Consider the following 18,921-nt stretch of genomic DNA (forward strand, 5'->3'; position numbering starts at 1 on the left):
CGGCACCGCGCTACTTCAGCTTACCTCCGGTAAGGGCCCCAGCGCCCTTACCGCCTGCTTGGCCGGCGCTCTTGCTGCCATCTGAAAGCCCCTGGATGACGTGCCCGGCCCGAATCCCAACCCAGGTAAGGCTCGCAAGCCAAAAGCCCGGCAAGACCAGGAACATCGTGCCCATGACGAACATCAGGAGCAGGTCGCCAAAGGCATTATTCAGCCCCACCAGTGGATCGAAGTTAGTGTGTGGCCGGTTCCAGCCGAAGCCCCACCCATAGAGCGCATCGAGGATGGTGCTGTCGATCCAGCGTGCGAGTTGGAACCAGAAATCGGTGAAGAACAGCGCGAACTGCACGACGCTGACGGTGACGACCGTCTTCAGGTCATAGGTTCCGACGACCAGTACGAGCGGGATGCAGATGACCAGTGCCATCTTGAGCAAGGCAAGCACCATGGGCAGCGCCTGGCGCACCACGTCCATGGCGGGAAATGCGGCAAGTGCCCCGACCGCCATTCCTACATCCCCCGTGGCCCGCGTCACGATGTTCGGCAGGGTCTTGTCGATCTGGCCGCCGTAGTCGGTATAGACCGAACCCTGGTTGAGCTTCTGCTGTCGCGGTGACGCGATGGTACGGACCACCGAATCGTCCACCTCGGTACGGCTCAGGAACCCGGCCCAGCCCGCCAAGCGATTCAACAGGCTGGGGTCCACCTGGCTCAGCAGCCGTGCCCGCAGGCCGTTGCTGCCATCGGCCCACCACTGCCTGCAGGTCGGGTAACCGCCGCCACTGGCCACCTGCGCAAGCCCTGCGTCGCGGGTGTCGTCATAGGGCCATGACTCGCGCGCCGTGCTGGAACGGTAGCTGTCGTAGTAGCCGCCGGTATCCGTGAAAAACCTCGAACCGATCCAGGTCACGTCGTTCATTTGAGCTTCGTCCAGCTCCGGCCGCGCCATGAACAATTTAGCGCGTGCAGGTCCGTAGCAGTCGTGTGTGAAATCGGCCACTTCCTGAGCCAGAACTGGGTCGTTGATGCGGGTAGCGTCGATCTCCATGCGCATCTGTCGTAGGTCTGTCCCGCACGGAATTGCCGCCACCGAGGCGCTGGTGACGGCGCGCGAGAGCGCGTGCATGAAGGCCCACCAGACCGGCACCTTGGCACTCTGGTTGTTGATGGTGCTGAAGGACTGGGACCAGCCGGTATCCGTGGGCTGCGGCACGTTGACCTGGCACTGGGCCGAGCGCGAGCTGTCGTACTGAATGGTGTTGAGATCCACGTCGATGAAGGGGATGCCGGCGAACATCACCACTACGATGGCGACGAACACCCGGTTCTCGATGCGTGCGGCCGAGAGCACGCCCTTGTTGCCTTCGTCGGCACCCTCCGCACGGGCCTTGAGCCATTCCTGCACGATGATCGTCACGAAGGGCAGTGCGAATACCCCGCTGGATACCAGTACCGCCCAGATGCCGTTGTTGACGATCCAGGACACCAGGGTCAGGTAGTACTCCAGGTAGTCGGTCGTGAAAAGCGTCATGGCTCGGCCCTCCCCTCAACCCTGCATCAACAGGCTGGCTTCAAGCGCCACGATGGCAACGACGCCGGCGATCTCGCTGCGCACCAGGCGGCGCCGCGCTTGCGCGTCGTCCTCACGCGCAAGCAGCCGGCGACGCATCCAGACCCAGCCGTAGGCCGTCGCGCCATACAGGCACAGCCGCCAGACCAGGAAGTAGCCCGCTGCTGCCGCCAGCCAACGCTCCCAGCCCGCGACGCTTCCGACGAGGTAGATGCCAACGATGTTGGCGCTCACGGCGACGGCCGCGAGTACCACCGTCCACAGCAGCGCCTTCGCTGCGCGCCGGCTGAACAGCCAGCGCGGGCGCAGCCAGGTCGCACGCATCAGGCTCATGGCCGGCCTCCCGGATTGCCCTTCTGCAACTGATCGAGGCGGTCAGGCACTGGATCGCCTTCGTAGATGCCACGCGAGCCCGCCGCGCGCGTGCCGTGGCGCTGGATGATCGCCATGGGCGAGTTGTTCGCCAGCTCCCGGCGCAGCTCCAGCTCGGTCTTGAGGTTGCGAATCTCGCGATCGAGCGTGTCGCTCTCGTGGTTCACCGCCTCCACGGCGAGCTGGTTGGCCGCCACGTTGGGTTCCTTCTTGCCGGTCAGCAGAGTGCGTTGCAGCAGTAGCGCCTTCTCCAGCACCGACGCCAGCGCAACCTCGGACGCCAGGCGCTGCGACAGGAGGTGCTGATCCGGCTCGTCGCGCAGTGCCTCGACCACGCCGCGCGTGATGGGCAGCGACGCACTGCCGGCCTCCCGCAGGTTTTCGGGCGTCGTGTTCTTCGCCTTGGATACCAGGTCTTGGAGCGCCTGCAGCTTGGCGTCGTACTCCTCCTGGATCAGGGGCGTCAGCCCGACGCCGGGCACCGTCTCCGTCTTGGTGCAGGCGTCGCAGGTGCGCTGCTCCTTCTCGCCGAGCACCCGTGTTGCCCACTCGATGGCCGCCTGCGGCGTGGTCCAGGTTTGGCACGACAGGCTCGTGCAACTGGCCGGAGCGATTGCCGACGTGTCGGTCACCCCGCGGCCATTGACCAGGTTGTAGCCCGCGCGGGTGACGTCACCGACCACCTTGATCGCGGGCTGACCGGAGCCGCCGGCATTGCTTCCCCCGACCCAGGGCACGCCATCGTTGCCACGGCGCGTCTCGGCCTGCTCGATGGCCGAGACGGCATCCGTGCTCGACACTGCATCACGCAACGCCATGCCTTCGGCCATCTGGCTCCAGCCGAGTTGGCCGCCCGCCGTTTCGGCCATCTTTTCGGCCATGGCGCGGCACGTCAGCTTCGAGCGGTCGAAATCCAGCCGCGCTTGCAGAACGCCGTTGGTGAGCAGGTTGTAGAGGCCTGGATCTGCCCGCTGGATGATCAACGCCGGCAGGGACGCCACAGCACTCGTAGCACTCTGGATCACCGAGGACATGATCTGCTGAAAGCCATTGGTGACACCGTTGAGTTGATTCTTCAACGTGGTCTGGATGCTCATGTCGCCGCAGATCAGATTGCTGTTCCAGCCGACACCCACGCCGAGCGAGCGCATGCCGGCTGCGCGACCCATCGAAACGGCGCTGCCGCCGCCGATGGAATACATGACGTCATCGCCGATGACGTTGCCGCTGGTCTGGTAGCCCAGTTGGCCCCAGGCCACGCCGCTTGCCAGAACCAACGCGCCGGTAAGCGCCAAACAGATCCTCTTGCCACGAGCCGGTGGGGAGAACTGCATAGATTCGGAACGCTTCATCGCGACACCTCAAAGGAAATCAACGCTGCCAAGGAACACCTGTCCACGGCGTTCGCAGCAGGCATACGGCCGCCACAGCGCCCAGGCGTAGTCGCCTTGCTGGGCCTGGGTCAGGAAGCCGGTGCGTGGGAAAACCGTGCAGGACGAGGACAGGACGGGCGTGAGTTCCTGCCACTTGCCAGTCGAGGCATCACCCTCCATCAGCGCGCCGGCGGGCCAGTAGCCATCGCGGGCATTGGCAAGCAGCGGCTGGTACACGTGCAACTGCCCGCGGCGCGTGACGACATCGCCCGCACGCTGGGCCACCACGGCTCCCGATTTGTGGTCGTCGGTCTGGTGTAGGAAGCCGCCGCGGGGATACACGTTGCCCCAAAGGTTCATCGTGGTGCGTGCGCCGACCTCGCGCATGCCGGGAATCAATGCCTCCGGGTAGGCCATCTCGGGCACGTTGTAGCGCCAGGCAAGCGTGTCCAAGGTGCTGAGCAGATACGGCATGAATGCCGTTCCCGCGCCCTCGCAGAAGTAGCCCGAGGACGAAACAAACTGGTTGAACACCTCGACGCCGGGATGGCCGATCACGTCGGCGTTCTTGAATTTCGCGAGATTGTTTTCGTGATCCTCGTTCGTCGTTCCATCGCCGCCCGCTTGGGCGGACGGGTTGGCCGTACTCATCGCCCGGACTTCGACCCACGGGTTCTCGCCCGTGTTGCTGTAGCTGGAGACGACCGCATCGGGAATGTAGTGGCGCACCTTGACAGAGGTGCGCACCGTGCAGCCTCCCCAGGTGCAGTAGAGCCAGTAGCAGATACCCACCACCCGGTACTCCAAGCAATCGGGCGAGGCCACCGAGGCAACGATGGCGGTGGTGTTCAAGGCGTAGCTACCCGTGGCGCTGAGCAGCAGCAAGGAAGCCACGCCAGCCCGCATGCGGCGCATAAGGTCGAATGGCCGCTTCATGGCTGGGCCCTCCGACGCTGCTCAATGCGCGCGACGGCGCGCGCCACATCCGGCTCGCCATAGACCACGTAGCGCTGATCCACCACGACAGCCGGGATGCTGGTGATGCCCAGGCTCCATGCGTCGGTGACGCCTTGGTATGCGGAAGCGATGCGGCGCTGTAGGTCGGCGCCGCCTTGGTTCAGCCGACGCTTGACGGTGGCCGCCGCCTGTTCGGGGGCGGCGGGCAGTTCAGCAGAAAGCTCCGCTTCAATCCGGCGGGCTTCGTCCAGCTCGATCAGCCGCTCGCCGCCCATGGTCTTGACCGGGTGGTGGCTGTCGGTGACGACCAATACGTCGGCCGCGAAGATGACGGGGCTGAACACGGCCAGGGACGCCGGCAGCGCCACAACCAGGCCAAGGGTTCGCCAGCCCGACGCGAACGTGGAAAAGGATGCCGGCATGTCGCGTGCCCCGAAAGTTGATCAGGGCCATAGTCAAACGCGAACCTCATGCCACCCCAACAAACAATGCGCATCGCGGGCTGCCCGCATACCTGCTTGTCCCGCGCCAATAAAAAAACGGAGGCCGAAGCCTCCGCGAGGATCAATGAAGCAATGCGACCGTTACAGCAGGCCGGACTCCGCAAAGGAGAACGGGGAACCCTGGCCGACGATGATGTGGTCCAGTACCCGCACATCGATGAGCGCCAGCGCGGCCTGCAGTTGCTGGGTCAGCATGCGATCCGCGCTCGACGGTTCGGAGATGCCCGAGGGGTGCTGGTGGGCGAAGACCACCGCGGCGGCATTCAGCTCCAGCACACGCTGTACGACGACACGTGGATAGACCGAAGTCGCGTTGATCGTGCCCTTGAACAGCGGCTCGTAGGCCAGCACCTGGTTCATGCTGTTCAGGAACACAGCGGCGAATATCTCGTTGGGCTCAGCGACCAGTTTCAGGCGCAGGTAGTCCCGCACAGCGGCCGGTCGGCTGAGGCACGGTCCAGCTTTGAAAACCCGCCTCTCCAGCAGCACGATGGCTTGCTGGATGATCCAGTCCTCGTGTTGGGCAGCGGTGGCGGAAAGCGACTCCAGGCAGGAGTCGTTGACGACGAAAGACATGGCGAACCTCCAGACGGTGAGATCGGAGGGCGCGCGCCCTGGGAGGGCAAGCCCTCCTGGGGAACGAACAAGGTGCATCCATCACCGCGGCAGCGGTGATCGTTCGCGACCAGGATGCGAGGCGAACGGGTTGCGGTCAGCGCAGCGGACTGCGCCGTAGCCATGAAGACCGGGGCTACCTGGGCATGTCGCCGACGACGTCGGCAGGCATTTCGGATGGGGGTGTGCCGGTCGGACCATCAGCCGCCAGCATGTCCATGGCAGACAACAAGGCGTCGCCCTCGATCGGTCCCTGCAGCAGGATGGCCTGGCCCGTCTGGCGATCGAGCAGGCGCAGTGATGGAGTGGCGGTTACGCCGCTCTTGGTGGCTTCCGCAGCCTGGGCGCGGATAGCCGCACTGGGTCTTTCGCTTGACATGCACTGCTCGATGGCTGGCGTCGATTCGGGGTAGCGCAAGCCATCCGGCAAGCCCTGGCCGTCGCTGCGCGTGTGGGCATAGACCCATTCGACCGCCTGCCAGAACGCGGCATGCCCGCCAGATTCGGCTGCGCATTCGGCCAGACGTGCCTCGGCCGACGCAGCCGGCTCGTGCGCGGCCAGCGGCTGGTGGTGCCATTGCAGCGCCACGTCGGCGTTGGTGCCCACCCACCGCTTGAGCTGCGGGAAATACTCCCGGCAGAACGGGCACTCCAGGTCAGCATAGAGCGTCAGCGTGAAACGGCCTTTGGGGTTGCCCATTAGCCAGGGCGGCCCGGCCACCGGTGCCATGCTGACCGGCGTGGGCGGCTGCGGCGGGGATTCGCCGGGCGACCTCGACACAAGCCAGATCAGCAGCAGCGCGACCAGCACAGCAGCCAATGCCCAGGGCCAGCGGGGCCGCCCGTTGCGGCGGCGGAACGCCTGGACCTGCATCGGAATGGAAGGACGTTTCTGTTCCATGGCGTTCTCCGTCTTACGACAGTTCCAGGGCCGGCGACTCGATGCCGCGCGCCTGGTCGATCTTCTCGGCCACCTTGAAGGCCGCTTCCAGTTCGGTGCAGCCGTAGTGCTGCATGAGCTGGTAGCGCTCGGCCTTCTCTTCGGGTTCGGTCTGCGCCAACGCCAAGTACAGGCTGGGCGGCACGGCGCGGAACAGCACTTCCATGCTCTTGGAGAGGATGACGCCCTCGGTGAATTTCCCCGCCTCCTTGCGCGCAGAAAGCATCAGCGCTTTCTGCGCGGGTGAGAGTTCGCGGAAGCGTGCGATCTTCTCGACCTCATCGGGCGGCATCGACAGGCAGATCCACCACTCAATCATGTTGAGCATGGGCTCCGCGGCACGCGGCAGATCGTCGATATTTTGTGTAGCCAGCCAGAACCAGGCCCCTAGCTTGCGCCACATTTTTGTAATTTTTACGACGTAGGGCGCGAGTAGCGGGTTCTTCGTGATGATGTGGCCTTCGTCGGTCACATTGATGATCGGACGGCCCAGGTACTGGTCGCGCTCGGCGATGTTGTTCACCGTGCTGATCAGGCTGATGTAGGCGATGGAGAGCTGCGCGTTGTAGCCCTCCCGAGCATAGGTCGCGAGATCCACCAGCGTGATGTCGGCCTCGGGCCACGGCGTGCCATCGCGATCGAACATCTCGCCGTCCGTGCCTTGGCAGAACATGTCCATCGCGTCCGCCATCTCCAGCAGCCGCACGCGCCGCATCTCGGGCAGCGTCGGGTCCTGGCCGCGCGTGCGCAGCGCGTTGCGCACGTCGCGCGTGAGCACCGTGCGTTTCTCGGCCACGCAGTGCTCGGCGGCATCGAGGATGCACTGGCGGATCAGCGAGCGATCGGCCCGCGTCATCCGAGCTTCTTCCTTGTCCTCGCCGCCTGTGATCATCAGCCGTGCCGTGATCTCCAGTTCACCCAGCACGTCGCGCTGCTCGTCCTCCTCCATGACCGAGGAATCGGCTGGCAATTCTTCATCCAGTGCATCGGCATCAAGCGTCTGCACGTTGCTGGGCGTTTCGATCAGCCGGCGAGCGTCGGCGAACGGCGCCAGGCTGATGCCTGAGCCAGGAGCCAGCTTGACTCGGTTTACGGTCAGACCCAGGCGCTTGGCGAAGTCGCTGAACAAACCGAAGCTGTTGCCGGCTTCCACGATGAACAGCCGCGGCCGGTAGATGGCCGTGACCTGATTCAAGAGGTTGTTGAGCGTTGCGCTCTTGCCCGAGCCGGTGGGGCCGAATAGGAACAGATGGGCGTTCATCTGCCTGTCCAAGCGGTTCAGCGGATCAAACGTGATCGGCCCGCCACCGCGGTTGAAGAACGTGTTGCCCGGATGGCCCGTACCCTGGCTGCGACCCCACGCCGGCGAGAGATTCGCCACATGCTGGGCGAACATCAGTTGGGTGAACCAGTTCCGCCGATCCTGCGCAGGGTTGTAGCAGCACGGTAGCCAGCGCAGGTAGCTGTTGAGCGGCGCGACTTCATCGTCCTCGCGCACGGGCTGCAACCCCGCGTTGAGCATCACGTTGGCGAGGTCCAGGCCGCGCCTGTCAAGCTCGGCTTCGTCGCGTCCGCGCAGATAGAAGGCCAGCGTGCCGCGGTAGAGCTTGTGCGCGCTGCCGATGAGCGAGCGCGCCTCCTGCACATCCTTGAGCGTCTGCTCCGATGCCAGTGTTTCGCCGACAGCCTTCTTAGCCAGGTGATTCAGGTGCGATTCGAGGATGTCCTGGGGCGTCGCCACCATGGTCAGACACATCGTGGTGTCTTCGGGCATCTGATCGAAAAGCGTGTTGATCGCATCCCCCTTGCGGGTTTCGCCAGTCAGGTGTCCCGTACCGGGCGGCATGCGTAGTCGGTCGGTGACCAGCACACGGTGCGGCATGCCGTCGAAGTACCAGGTGCCGTGCCCGGCATCGGAGCGAGGCTGACCGAAGAACAGCCGTTGGCTGAAATCCCGACCACTCGCCAGCTCGATCTCGCCTTCCTCCACCTCGTCGGGATAGCGGGCCAGCGCATAGAAGCGCTCTCGATCCTCAGCGCTTGGCCCGAGCATCGTGGGGCGTGGGTTGAACCACCGCAGCAACCAGTCGTGAACATCGGCCGCGACCATGCGCCGGGCTTGGATGCCGGCGTTCGCCAGGCCGCCGCAAAGGCGATCGCAGACGATGTTCAGCATTTGCTCGGGTGTCTGGCCACGGCGGTTCGCCTGACCGGTGGCCCGGCGATAGACCACCATGCGCACGCGCCGCGTCTGGCCGCGCCAGCGCAACCGCGTGACCACCGTGTCCTCGAACAGGCCGCCGGGCTTGGCCACCGCGCGCAGGTGGTGGCCGAAGAAGCGAAGATAGAACTCGGTGAAGGCCGTGCCGCGAGCGCGCGGCTGCACGTAGTTGCGCAGGGTCTGCATGTACTGGTCGAAGCTGGGTTCGTCCTGGGCGTAGAGCTGGAGCACCCAGGGGTTCTCGTCCAGCTCATCGAACGAATCCTGGAGCGCGTTTTCGAGCGCGTCGCGGGCATGCGCGAGCCAGCCAGGCTCCCGACCTTCGGTGCCCAGCGGGACCAGCTCGTAGAAGGCTGCGACCGATTGCCCGTCCTCCAGCAGCATGGACTTCGACGGCGGCAGGAACTCCACCCACGGCAGCAGCTCCGCGAACGACTGCGCGACGTCGTACAGCGCCTGCTCGTCCGCCACGGTCGCCGGCTTGCGGCCCTGGATCGTCGCTCCGGGTTCGGCGATGCCGGCCTGGCGCAACGCCTCGACGTGGCGCTGCCAGCCGTCCGGCTGCTCGTCATTGCCACCATCGGATGCAGCCAGCTTCGGCCAAGGGAGTTTCCAGCGCATCAGTAGTCCTCCACGCGCTCGCCCGGCATGGCGTACTGCACGCGCTGGTACAGGGGGAAGACTGTCGTGTAGCCCGGAACCGGCACGGGGTCGGTACCCGCCAGGTGCGGGTACACATACATGACAAGGTCGGGGTTCGGCAGGCGGTGGAACTGGCGATAGACCTCGTTTCGCGCCGTGCGCGTGTAGCGCATCTGTTCGGCGGGTGCGGCCTCCACGTCGGCCTCGGTCAGCGGCCGGCGCAGGCTCTGGCGTGCATCGAGCAATTGCCTGCGCGCCACCTGGCCGGCGCCACCGCTGCCGTCGCCGGCGTTCTGCTGCCAGATGTCCATCATCGTGCTATCGCCGTGCGGGAGCAGCTTTTCCTTGCTGGTGGCACAGCCGCCGAGCACCGCGACGGCGAGGGCCAGCGCCAGGCCCTTATTCAAGTTCGAGAGCATGGCTTTCTCCTGCGCGGTGATCGACCTTGCGGCCTTCGGGATCGAAGTCGATGGCAAGCGGCTTTTCGAGGTGGACGGCGACCTTCGCGCCGGGCTGGACATAGACGGCGGCGAAGGCCTGGCCGTATAGCTTGTTCACCCAGTCGGCCATGTCGCGCACGCCACCGGCCAGGATGCGGCCCACGGCTTCATTGCCCGAGATGCCGACGCTGCCGATGGAGCCGTCGGCGCCGACGTAGGACATCTGGCCGCTGTCGCTGTCGATCAGCGAGGCGACGCCGGCACCGGCGGCGGTAATCAGGGCTTGCGAGCCAAGGTACTGCTGGGCGTTGCTGCGACGCTCCCCGCTGACGCAGGGAATGCCGTATGGGTCGCTGATCCAGCCCAGGCCTCCACTTTGAGAGTTCTGCTGCTGGTTGTTCTGCTGGTTGCCGTCGCGGTCTTCGGGGATGGTGCGGATCGTGCCGTCGTGGAAGACGAAGGTGATGCTGCGTACCTGGCCGCGCACGCACGAGAGCGTCCAGTCGCCCGATGCGGTGCCGCTGAACACGGCACCGGCCACGTCGGGAATGTCGATGCCATTGGCGGTCAGGTTGTCCGATCCGACCAACACCTTGAAGGGGTACGGATCGTTGACGGTTCCGTCGATCGGCACGCGGCCGATCAGCGCCGTCATCGCCACCGACCCCATCAGCGTCGAATTGGTCGGTACGGTATAGACCGCCTTGGCGCTCTTCACGCCTGCGGCGCGTGCGCCTGCGTTCGCCACGGTTTCCGCCGTGGTTTCCAACGTGCTCTGTGCGGGGCCGAAGCTCGTCGGGAAGCTCATGCCGCTACCCGTGCCACGACTGCTGTTGCGCCCCTCGACTTTCCTCGCATCGTCGGGTTCGACCCAGCGCACGCCGCCTTCCATGCCGGCCTCGTCGCCGTCACGCAGCCCCAGACCCACCGGCAGGTCGGCATGGCCGCCGCCACGTCCCCCGATACTGTCCAGGCGCCGTTGCAGGTCGGCAAGCAGCCCTTCGGTCTGCTGGCGCGCGCTGGCTGCCTGCTCTTGGTCGCGACGTAGGTTAGTGCGCTCGGAGTCGAGGGCCGAATTGATGCGCTGGTCAATGGAGTTCTCGCGCTGGCGCAGTCGCTGGTTTTCTTCGCGCTGGGATTTGTTGTCCGAGAGCGCGGTCTGAAGCTCGGTGCGCAACTGCTTCACTTGAGCAACGAGCGTCGCCACGGTGTCGCGCGGGGTATCGCCCTCGATGCCCAGCGCCTTCATTTCCGCTGGAGTGAGCTTGGCGCCGGCATCCGCGGTCGGTGGTGCCGAAGTGCTGCCACCCGAGAACAGCCGGATGGCGACGAACAGCACCAGCACGGCAACCGGGATCATCAGCCACTTCAGGAGTCCATTACTGCGCATGGCGGACCTCCTTGCGGTCGGTGCCATCCTGGGAACTGGCTTCCGGTTGTGGGAGATGCACGGCCGGGTCGAAGCGGTTGACCGCTGGTAGCAGCGATTGCGCCAGGCCACGCCCGCGCGTCACCAGGTACAGGACGGTCGTGTCCTCGGGCGTCCCGCGGGGACCAAGCGCCTCGTGTTGGAAGGTGGCGGTGAGGAAATCGCCTTGCAGCACGCGCGGGTCCAGGGTGATCCAGCCGCTGCTGCTGTTGGTCAGGCGCACGGCGGTCACCCACTGGTCTTCCAGACGCCACGACGCGAGCGCGACCGCGCGCACGGGCAGCGTCGGCATCAGCGTGCCGAGGTCGAGGTCACGGCGCAGGTTCACCCGCATGACGCTCGGCAGCGGCTCCACGGTGCGTAGCGGCGCGTAGAGGTTCTGTGCGGCGAAGCGCGTCAGGACAACCGGCACCGGGGTCTCGCGTCGCGCCGCTCGCGCGCCGGCCTGGTCCTGGGCGCGCGCCGGAGCTTCGTTGTCATCGCCGGGCTGATCGCCATAGCGCGCCGGGGTGCTGTTGCCCTCGACGATGCGCACTGGTTCCAGCTCGGCTTCCCCGTCCTTGGCTGGCTCCGCCGCAATGTCCAGCAGGATCAGCGCGCCCGTGTCGGCGTCCTGCAATTGCAGCCGCGTGGGTTCGATCGGCTCGCTGGCGCGCAGGTACACCGCACCGCCCGCGCTCTGCACCCGCAGGCGCTCGCCGACGCCCGCGGGCACGCCCACGCGGACGTTGCGGTCGATAAACACGACGCGCTCCTGGCCGACCTTCAGCGGCAACGCCAGCGGCATGCGTTCCCAGCGCAGGATCTCCACCGCCTGGACAGCGGGAGCCGCGGCCACTGCCAACAGCCCCAGCAACGTGAGTACAGGATGCTTCATGGGATTTCTCCTTGAGGCGCTTGCGGAGACAGGCCGCCAGACGCCGGGCGCGTCGGCTCCGGCGTGCTGATGCGCTGGGGCGCGCCCTCATAGCAGTCGAGCGCCAGGCCGAACGGGTTGCGGGCAGGATCGACGTCCACCCGCGTGACCTTCACGGGATAGCGCACCAGAGCGCGCTTGACTTGCTCGGCGCCGTAGTACTCGTCGGCGGTGATGTCCAGCGTCACTACCCAGTCGCGGTCGGAAACCACGCGCACGCGGGCCGTGGGGTCGTCGCCGTAGCCGCGGCCGGGGATTTCGTAGATACCGCGCACGCGCTGGCGCAGCTCGCCCGTGCTGCGGCGGTAGTCGTAGTCCGCGCGCAGGAAGGCCTGGCAGGACGGGGTGAGGTACGGCGAGAGCGTGTGGAGGTTGCGCGCGTAGTCCTCTTCGCCATTCGTCGGCCAGCGGTTGAGCGTCTGGAACACGTAGAACGTGAACGCATAGACCGATTCGGGCGGCACTTCCCACCACTTCCTGGTACTGCCGGAGCGCAGGTCAGGCGGAACGTGGATGGTCAGATCGCGCGGAGCGCTCCACCAGCCGCCACCCATGACCAGGGCGACGATGATCAGGGCACCAGTCCCCAGGCGAAGCGTCTTGATGTGCGCCTGCAGGTGGGTGATCTCGTTCTTGAAGCGGCTCATCGCGCGCTCCTTCGGGTGGTCCAGAAGCCGGAACGTGAGATCAGCACATGGCCGCCCACCCAACCCGCCATCAGTGGATGACGTGTCGCAATGCGCCATTGCAGTTGCCGATACAGCCAGGTGTCGGGACGCCCGCGCTTGAGGCGGCGGAGAATGCCGCCGCCGATAAACACGCCCAAGGCCACGCCCAGGACGACGAACGTGGGAGCTAGCGCGATCGTGCGGAACACCCACGACAGCGGCGCGCCGACCAGCAGGCCGGCGCCGCCGGACAAGCCGCAGCAGATCCACAGCTCGTCGGCGGTGAGGCCGCGCACGACAACGGGATGGCGGTTGAGCCGGTGCGGAAGGAACGTCACGGTCCCATCCGCACGGACGTGCTGCTGCTCGGACATACCAGCCTCGCTTACAGGATGCCGGTGGCTTCGGTGAGCAGCCAGATGCCGATCACGAGCAGGACGGCGCCGATGGCGACCGTGAGGCCGAACTGGCCCCACGTCTTGCGGCCGGTGTGGATTTCCGCGTAGGTCCCGTAGGCGTGGTAGCAGACGCCGATGAACATCGACGCCACGACCAGGAGGGCCACGAGCATGATGATGTCGTAGCCGTAGTTACGGATCGTTTCCATGATGCCGTTGCCCGTGCCGCGGGTCGGGTTCTCCAACTGCGGCAGACCCTGCGCGAACGACAGCGCGGGCAGCGCAGCGGCGCCCAAGGCCACGGCGGCGCGCTGGGCAAGACGGGAAGTGAGGATGCGGTTGTGCATGGTCATGCCTTTCAGGTCAGGAGAGGAGGAAGAAAGTCAGGACGAGGTACATCGCGACGAATCGGATGCAGACGCCGAGGAACTGGCGTTGGTTGAGGCGGCTCTCGGACCACCCCACGTAGGCCGTTCGCATGGCCCAAACGCCCCAGACGAGCAGGACCGCGAACACGACGCCGACCAGGACGGTCGCCATCGCTGAAGGTGCGATGCCGCTGTTGGCTTGAAATGCCGAGACCTGGGCGCCGTTCATGGCTTGCCCTCCGCGGTCGTCGGCGGTGATGGCGGGACGACCCGCTCCGTGCGGTAGTCGCCGGTCAATTCGGACGGGTCGCGCGGCTGGGCGCGCGACGGTGTGAGATGGGCCTGGATGCCGGCGCGCACGCGCGCCAGGTCAGCCAGCAGCCTCGGGTAGTCGAAGTGGTAGCGCTCGCCCGGCTGGATGGGGGCATGCGCGGCGCTGTCGGTGACCGTGTGCTCCAGCGCGTCGAGTTGGCGCAGCGCTGCGACCAGCTCCTGACGCTGCGCTGGGGACTCGGCCAACGCCATCGAGGACTGGCCCAACACAAGGACCGTCACGAGAAAAGTGGGCACGCCGCGATGCGCGGCGCGCAGCCAGATCGGAGCCAACATCGCGCCATTCCTGTGTGATCAGCAATGGCTAGATCGTGGAGATCAGGGCTGTTTCAGGCCGCAAACAATAGGAACCTGCGGATGACCGGATTGATCGGCTAGAGGTACTTCTTGAAGCTGCCCGCAGTCAGGCTCACGGCCAGTCCCAGCAAGGCGGCGCTCGGCAACAGGATCAGCAATGGATGCACCGAGATCGGCAGTGCCAGGTACGTGATCCACGGCAGCACGGCCAGGGGCATAAGGCTGGCTTTCGCGCGGTGGTAGATGAACCCGGATTCGCGGCCCGCGCCGAACCTGCGCACGTCGCGTCGTACCAGACCATCAATCAGACCGACGAAAGCGGCCGTGAAGATCAGCGGCAGCGTGAGCACCAGGACCAGCAGGCGCACTAGGAAGGTCAGCGTCGTGAAGGCCGCGGCGATCAGGTAGCTCTCGGCCCAGACATAGACTTGGCTGATGTAGTAGCGGAAGTTGCGCGCCTGCTCGTGGCTGGGTGCGCGGACGCGCTCGGCGGTCTGGCTCATGCGCGCCAGCAGCCCGGAGCGAACAAACACCCATTCGTAGCCTGTATCCACCAACTCGTGCGCTGTGCGCCCCGGCTCCTGCACGACCACGCTGCGCGTGAAGTGGCTGGACAGGTGTCCAAGCTCGTACTGCAACATCTGCTGGGAATGGCGCCAGCCCTGGTCCTTCCAGAACAGGTGCATGCCGACGCACTCCACCACGATCGAGAACAGCAGCGAGCCGATCAGCACTCCAAGCAAGCGAAACGGCAAGGTGACGGTGCCGACGATCAGGCCCTGGCGCTGGTTCTGCTCCCGCTGCGCGGTCGATGCGGCGTCCTTCATGGCGCGGCCTCGTCGGCATTGTGGTCGGTGGCGGTGGCCACCGCAGCAGACTCGGCTGGAGCCGCATCATCCAGCAGGTCATCGGGCAAGGCCGCATTCTGCAAGGTCGGGGAACTGGTGAACTCCCACCACTGCGTAGCCTCGCTGTAGCTCTGGCGCATGTACCCCGCCAGTTGTTGCAGGTCCGCCGGCATCACTTCATCCGGGTCTGGTATCGGCAGCGGCATGCGAACCTTCCAAAGCTGGCCGCCCTGCAGCAGCGCGAAGCACTGGCCTTTGGGCAGGCCGACTACGTGCGATGGCTCGATCATCGGCACGCTGGACATGCTGATGCGGTCCTGGGTGTTCGACGTGAAATCCGTCGCGCCGCGGATGTCCGAACTGTCGGTTGCCCCTGAGACGATGGTAGTGGTATAGACCTCGACCTTCGGCAACTGCCGCGTCAGCAGTTCGGCGGTGGCCGTCTCGCGCACGCGCAGCATGAACAGGTTGTTGAAGTTGCCGATCACCTGGCCAGCTTTCGCGCGGTTGCCGATGCGGGCCTCGATGTCCGAGAGGGTCTGCGTGTACGCGGTGACTTGCAGCCCGGCGCCGCCGCCTTTGTTGATAAGCGGCACGAATTCGTCACCCATGAGTTCATTGAATTCGTCCGCATGGACGTTGATCGGCACGCGCGCGCCAGCAGAGGCGTCCGGCAGGCCATCGTCGATCCCGTGCTTGTAGATATGGCCCGCCACCGAAACCAGGTCGGAGAACATGGAGTTCCCGACCGCTGCGGCAACCTCGGCGTCGGACAGCGCGTCCAGTCCCACATAGACGATGGCGCGCTTCCTGATGACTTGCATCCAATCGAAGATCGGGCGCGGGTCGGCCAGGTCGGAATAGTTCGGTGCCAGGAGCTGCGCGATCTTGCCGCTCGTGAGCTTTTCCAACAACGGCAGCAATGACGCGACGATCTTGTCGAAGTAGGTCTTGTCGTACCGAACTGCCGAGCGCAGTCCGTCGAGCACCGGGTCGTAGTTGCGCGCCTGGGAGAGATACTGCTCCAGCGCAACCACGCGCTTCTCGCGCCCGATCATGTTGCGCGGAATGTTCTTCTCGTTGAGCTTGGCCTCGATCTGGACGATCACCTCCCAGGCCTTGGGCTCGGTCTTGGCGAAGTAGTGCTGGGCGTACTCGATAAACAGCGCGTCGATGTTGATGACGTGCCGCTGGATCAGCATGTAGTCCGGGCGCTGTCCCAGTTCCACTAGGGCACGGGCAATGATGTTGACGAAGCGCCACGCGAACTCCCTGAAGGCCGCGCTATTGCCTTCACCGGAGAGTTGCCCTGCGATACGGGTGGCGACTTCCGAGATGCGACCGAATCGGCCCACCGCGTTGTAGCGGGCGCTAATCTCCGGCCAGCCCAAGTGGAAGATGTAAAACTCGCCTTCACGGCCCGCGCGCTTGGCCTCGACATACATGCGCTTCAAGAGGTCCGCATCCCCTTTGGGGTCGATGACGATCACGACTTCGTGTTCGCCGGCAGCGCTCTTGCGGCGGATGTCCTGGGTCACGAACAACTCGGCCAGTCGCGTCTTGCCCACGCGCGTGGTGCCCAGCACCAGCGAGTGCCCGACACGCTCGCCGAGCGGTAGGCTGACGTCCACCTCGTCCGGTTCGATGCCGTGCAGGCGTGGCAGGCCGCCCACAGGCGGCAGCGGACGCACCGGGTTGAAAGGCACATCCCAGCCCGTGAGCGCGGACAGCCGGGATAGCGGGAACGGCGCGAACTCCAGCCGCTCCTCCAGTCGCCGTGCCAGCCGGTAGGCAGGCGTCGGCTCGACGTATCGGCGGAACTCCGGCCGGTACGTCTGCATCAGCCTATGGGTGTGTTTTTGTTCCCACAGGAACCCGCGCCCGATGAAAAGCCGCTGCTGGCTGACGGGCACGTCCTTGCTCGTCATCACGTAGCGCGACAGGCGGCGGATGTTGCGCCGGTAGCGCAGGATCACGCGGGCATCGCGGTAGCGGATCGCGCCATAGGCGCCGAACGCCAAGGCGCTGCCGACGCCCATGGCCGGGCTCAGCGCGAGCGACCATGGGGCCACCAGGGACAGAAACGCGGCGCCTGCACACGCTGCGACGGTGTATAGCTCCACCGCTGGGCGTAGCAGAACCTCGACCGGCTGTTTCCCCGACATGGCTTCATTGCTCGATGCCGGTGGCCGTGATCAGCGCCGGGTAGTGCCGCAGGCCCAGGCGATCGGCCAGGTCGTCTCCGGCTACGGGCGCAAGCGGCACGCCCGGCACCAGGGCACGCAGCCGTGCCAGGCCCTGCGCGGTCTCGACATTGACCACCAAGCCGACCGCGCCGCGTTCGCGCAAAGCAACGCTGCGGCGCTGCAACCAGGCCCGGGAGGCGTCGTCGTCGCCGATGACCACGAACGGCCGCAGGCCGGGCGCTTCGATCACGCGCCGCGCGACGGTGCCGGGCGTGAGCTTGGCGCTGCGCACCGGCAGCATCGCTGTCTCGTCCGCGGGTGTGGCGGGAACCTGTGGCGTCGGAATGGGGGGACGGGCCGGGACATCGGCGCGCGGCTGGAGGTTGAGGGCCTCGTAGTACGGCAGCGCCGACGTGCCACCGCGATCTTCGACCACGATCAGCGGATCGCCGGCACGCGATGCCAGCGGCAGTCCTGCCAGCAGCACAAGCAGGCCCCGCAGGGCCAGATGGGATTTCGTCATGGGGAAGTCTCCTGGCGCGCGGCGAGCACCGCCGCGTTTGGACGTGCGCCCTGCACACGCGCGAGATGGCGCGACACGCTGCGCCGGTAGCGGGCGGCGGGTTCGCCGCCCGCAGGACGGTGGTAGCGGCCGATCGCGAGCAGCCAGTCTTCGCCGGACGTGTGCTGCTCGTTCAGGATTTCAGCGGCGATGGCGAGGTTGCGATACGGGTCCAGCAGGTCACACGCGCTGGTGAAGCGGTGCTTGTGGTAGCCGAGGTTGATCTGGCCCAGGCCTGCATCGATGCGCGTGTGAGGCGTGGCGCGCATTGCCTGTTGCAAGCCCGAGCAGGCATCGGCGCGCGTGGCAAAGCGGCGCGACTGGCCGGCGACATTGAGGGACCACGGCCACGGGACGATGCGCCCGTTGCGTCGAACTCCGCTCTCCTGCAAGGCCACGGCGTAGAGCACGGTCGAGGGGATGCCCGCCCGCTGGGCGGCGAGCTGGTAGGCGGGTGGCGGAATCTCCTGGGCATGGGCGGCGCAGGCGCACAGGCCGGTAGCGAGCACCAGTGCGCGCAAGAGCTGCGAGACGGAGGTGGCCGCTACGGCTGGCGCTGCCATTGGCCGTTCACCTCGCGCACAGTCGCGGGCAAGTCACCGGGCAGGCCCAGCGACAGCCAGCGGCCACCGTCGTGGTTGAGGGTAATGCTGCCGCTGCGCACGCGTGCCGGGTCGATCTGCGCGCGCTTGGCCCAGTCGCGGATGCGTGCGTCGTCCTGGCGGCTGCCCACCATATACAGGTCGAACTCGGCACCCGAGGATTGCAGCCGCTGCACGAGCTGCCCACAGACCGCGCAGCCGTCCTTGACGAACACCGCCATGCGACCGCTGCCGCGCGCGGTGCCGGTGCCCGGCCCGTCGTCGGGCAGGTTCACGCGCTGCATGCCGGGGTTCAGGCGCTGCCAGGCTTCGTCGTAGGCACGTTGGTAGGCGAGCAGCTTCTCGACGCGGCGTGCCTCGACTTGCACCTGCAGCTCTGCATAGCGCCGCCGTTCTTCGTCGGTGCGTGCCTCGATGCCTAGGGCAGACAGCGGGTCCAGGTTGGGCGAGTAGATGCCCAGCGGCCCATCCATCAGCTCGCGGTAGCGCGCCCATTCCTGGGGTTGGAGGCCCCAGTTGCTTGCTACTCGGTCGTCCAGGACGCGGGCGGCCAGCGGGCGCTCCTGGCTCTGCGCATTGCGGGCGGGAGCTGTGGCTGGCTGCTGCGCCCACGCGGGCCACTGGACTGAAGCCAGCAGGAGTGCGGAAAGGATGATCGACGGCTTCATGTCGTGTGCTCCG

The 18,921-nt window shown here is 66.1% G+C and carries 21 protein-coding genes; all 21 read right to left on the bottom strand.

Features of this window, described 5'->3' with window-relative positions:
• Positions 1-10: 10 nt before the first annotated feature.
• On the bottom strand, positions 11-1,531 hold the full coding sequence (locus VW41_01770; GenBank protein ID AJZ87863.1) for a membrane protein: 1,521 nt from the start codon (positions 1,529-1,531) through the stop codon (positions 11-13).
• Positions 1,532-1,546: 15 nt separating this feature from the next.
• A complete protein-coding gene (locus tag VW41_01775; GenBank protein ID AJZ87864.1) occupies positions 1,547-1,903 on the bottom strand; it encodes a hypothetical protein in 357 nt (118 codons plus the stop codon).
• Positions 1,900-3,294, bottom strand: a complete 1,395-nt coding sequence (locus tag VW41_01780) for a conjugal transfer protein (protein ID AJZ87865.1) — start codon at positions 3,292-3,294, stop codon at positions 1,900-1,902. The genes VW41_01775 and VW41_01780 overlap by 4 nt, the downstream gene beginning before the upstream one ends.
• Before the next feature lie 9 nt (positions 3,295-3,303).
• Positions 3,304-4,251: a conjugal transfer protein gene (locus VW41_01785; GenBank protein ID AJZ87866.1), complete on the bottom strand. Its 948-nt coding sequence runs from the start codon at positions 4,249-4,251 to the stop codon at positions 3,304-3,306.
• A complete protein-coding gene (locus VW41_01790) occupies positions 4,248-4,694 on the bottom strand; it encodes a hypothetical protein (protein AJZ87867.1) in 447 nt (148 codons plus the stop codon). The genes VW41_01785 and VW41_01790 overlap by 4 nt, the downstream gene beginning before the upstream one ends.
• A 162-nt stretch (positions 4,695-4,856) precedes the next feature.
• Positions 4,857-5,351 (bottom strand): DNA repair protein RadC, encoded by a 495-nt coding sequence (locus tag VW41_01795; GenBank protein ID AJZ87868.1) that lies wholly within the window; start codon positions 5,349-5,351, stop codon positions 4,857-4,859.
• Positions 5,352-5,526: 175 nt separating this feature from the next.
• Positions 5,527-6,291, bottom strand: a complete 765-nt coding sequence (locus VW41_01800) for a DSBA oxidoreductase (GenBank protein AJZ87869.1) — start codon at positions 6,289-6,291, stop codon at positions 5,527-5,529.
• A 13-nt stretch (positions 6,292-6,304) separates the two neighbouring features.
• Positions 6,305-9,172 carry a conjugal transfer protein gene (locus VW41_01805; protein ID AJZ87870.1) on the bottom strand — a complete coding sequence of 956 codons (2,868 nt, stop codon included), beginning with the start codon at positions 9,170-9,172 and terminating at the stop codon, positions 6,305-6,307.
• Positions 9,172-9,612 carry a conjugal transfer protein gene (locus tag VW41_01810; GenBank protein AJZ87871.1) on the bottom strand — a complete coding sequence of 147 codons (441 nt, stop codon included), beginning with the start codon at positions 9,610-9,612 and terminating at the stop codon, positions 9,172-9,174. Before VW41_01810 ends, VW41_01805 begins: the two co-directional genes overlap by 1 nt.
• Complete coding sequence (locus VW41_01815) at positions 9,593-11,023, bottom strand: conjugal transfer protein (GenBank protein AJZ87872.1); 1,431 nt, start codon at positions 11,021-11,023, stop codon at positions 9,593-9,595. Before VW41_01815 ends, VW41_01810 begins: the two co-directional genes overlap by 20 nt.
• Positions 11,013-11,939 (bottom strand): hypothetical protein, encoded by a 927-nt coding sequence (locus VW41_01820; GenBank protein ID AJZ87873.1) that lies wholly within the window; start codon positions 11,937-11,939, stop codon positions 11,013-11,015. The genes VW41_01815 and VW41_01820 overlap by 11 nt, the downstream gene beginning before the upstream one ends.
• Entirely contained in the window at positions 11,936-12,625 is a 690-nt protein-coding gene (locus VW41_01825) for a hypothetical protein (GenBank protein AJZ87874.1), read from the bottom strand. Before VW41_01825 ends, VW41_01820 begins: the two co-directional genes overlap by 4 nt.
• Positions 12,622-13,020: a hypothetical protein gene (locus tag VW41_01830; protein AJZ87875.1), complete on the bottom strand. Its 399-nt coding sequence runs from the start codon at positions 13,018-13,020 to the stop codon at positions 12,622-12,624. The genes VW41_01825 and VW41_01830 overlap by 4 nt, the downstream gene beginning before the upstream one ends.
• 11 nt (positions 13,021-13,031) lie before the next feature.
• Positions 13,032-13,391, bottom strand: a complete 360-nt coding sequence (locus VW41_01835) for a conjugal transfer protein (GenBank protein ID AJZ87876.1) — start codon at positions 13,389-13,391, stop codon at positions 13,032-13,034.
• Positions 13,392-13,407: 16 nt separating this feature from the next.
• On the bottom strand, positions 13,408-13,641 hold the full coding sequence (locus tag VW41_01840) for a hypothetical protein (protein ID AJZ87877.1): 234 nt from the start codon (positions 13,639-13,641) through the stop codon (positions 13,408-13,410).
• Entirely contained in the window at positions 13,638-14,021 is a 384-nt protein-coding gene (locus VW41_01845; protein ID AJZ87878.1) for an RAQPRD family plasmid, read from the bottom strand. The genes VW41_01840 and VW41_01845 overlap by 4 nt, the downstream gene beginning before the upstream one ends.
• Before the next feature lie 98 nt (positions 14,022-14,119).
• On the bottom strand, positions 14,120-14,869 hold the full coding sequence (locus tag VW41_01850; protein ID AJZ87879.1) for a membrane protein: 750 nt from the start codon (positions 14,867-14,869) through the stop codon (positions 14,120-14,122).
• A complete protein-coding gene (locus tag VW41_01855; GenBank protein ID AJZ87880.1) occupies positions 14,866-17,055 on the bottom strand; it encodes a conjugal transfer protein TraG in 2,190 nt (729 codons plus the stop codon). Before VW41_01855 ends, VW41_01850 begins: the two co-directional genes overlap by 4 nt.
• A 4-nt stretch (positions 17,056-17,059) precedes the next feature.
• Complete coding sequence (locus VW41_01860; protein ID AJZ87881.1) at positions 17,060-17,599, bottom strand: hypothetical protein; 540 nt, start codon at positions 17,597-17,599, stop codon at positions 17,060-17,062.
• A complete protein-coding gene (locus VW41_01865; GenBank protein ID AJZ87882.1) occupies positions 17,596-18,201 on the bottom strand; it encodes a lytic transglycosylase in 606 nt (201 codons plus the stop codon). The genes VW41_01860 and VW41_01865 overlap by 4 nt, the downstream gene beginning before the upstream one ends.
• Positions 18,183-18,908, bottom strand: a complete 726-nt coding sequence (locus VW41_01870; GenBank protein AJZ87883.1) for a conserved protein, ly exported — start codon at positions 18,906-18,908, stop codon at positions 18,183-18,185. Before VW41_01870 ends, VW41_01865 begins: the two co-directional genes overlap by 19 nt.
• Positions 18,909-18,921: the final 13 nt, after the last annotated feature.

It is taken from the genome of Klebsiella michiganensis (assembly GCA_000963575.1).
GTDB lineage: Bacteria > Pseudomonadota > Gammaproteobacteria > Enterobacterales > Enterobacteriaceae > Cedecea > Cedecea michiganensis_A.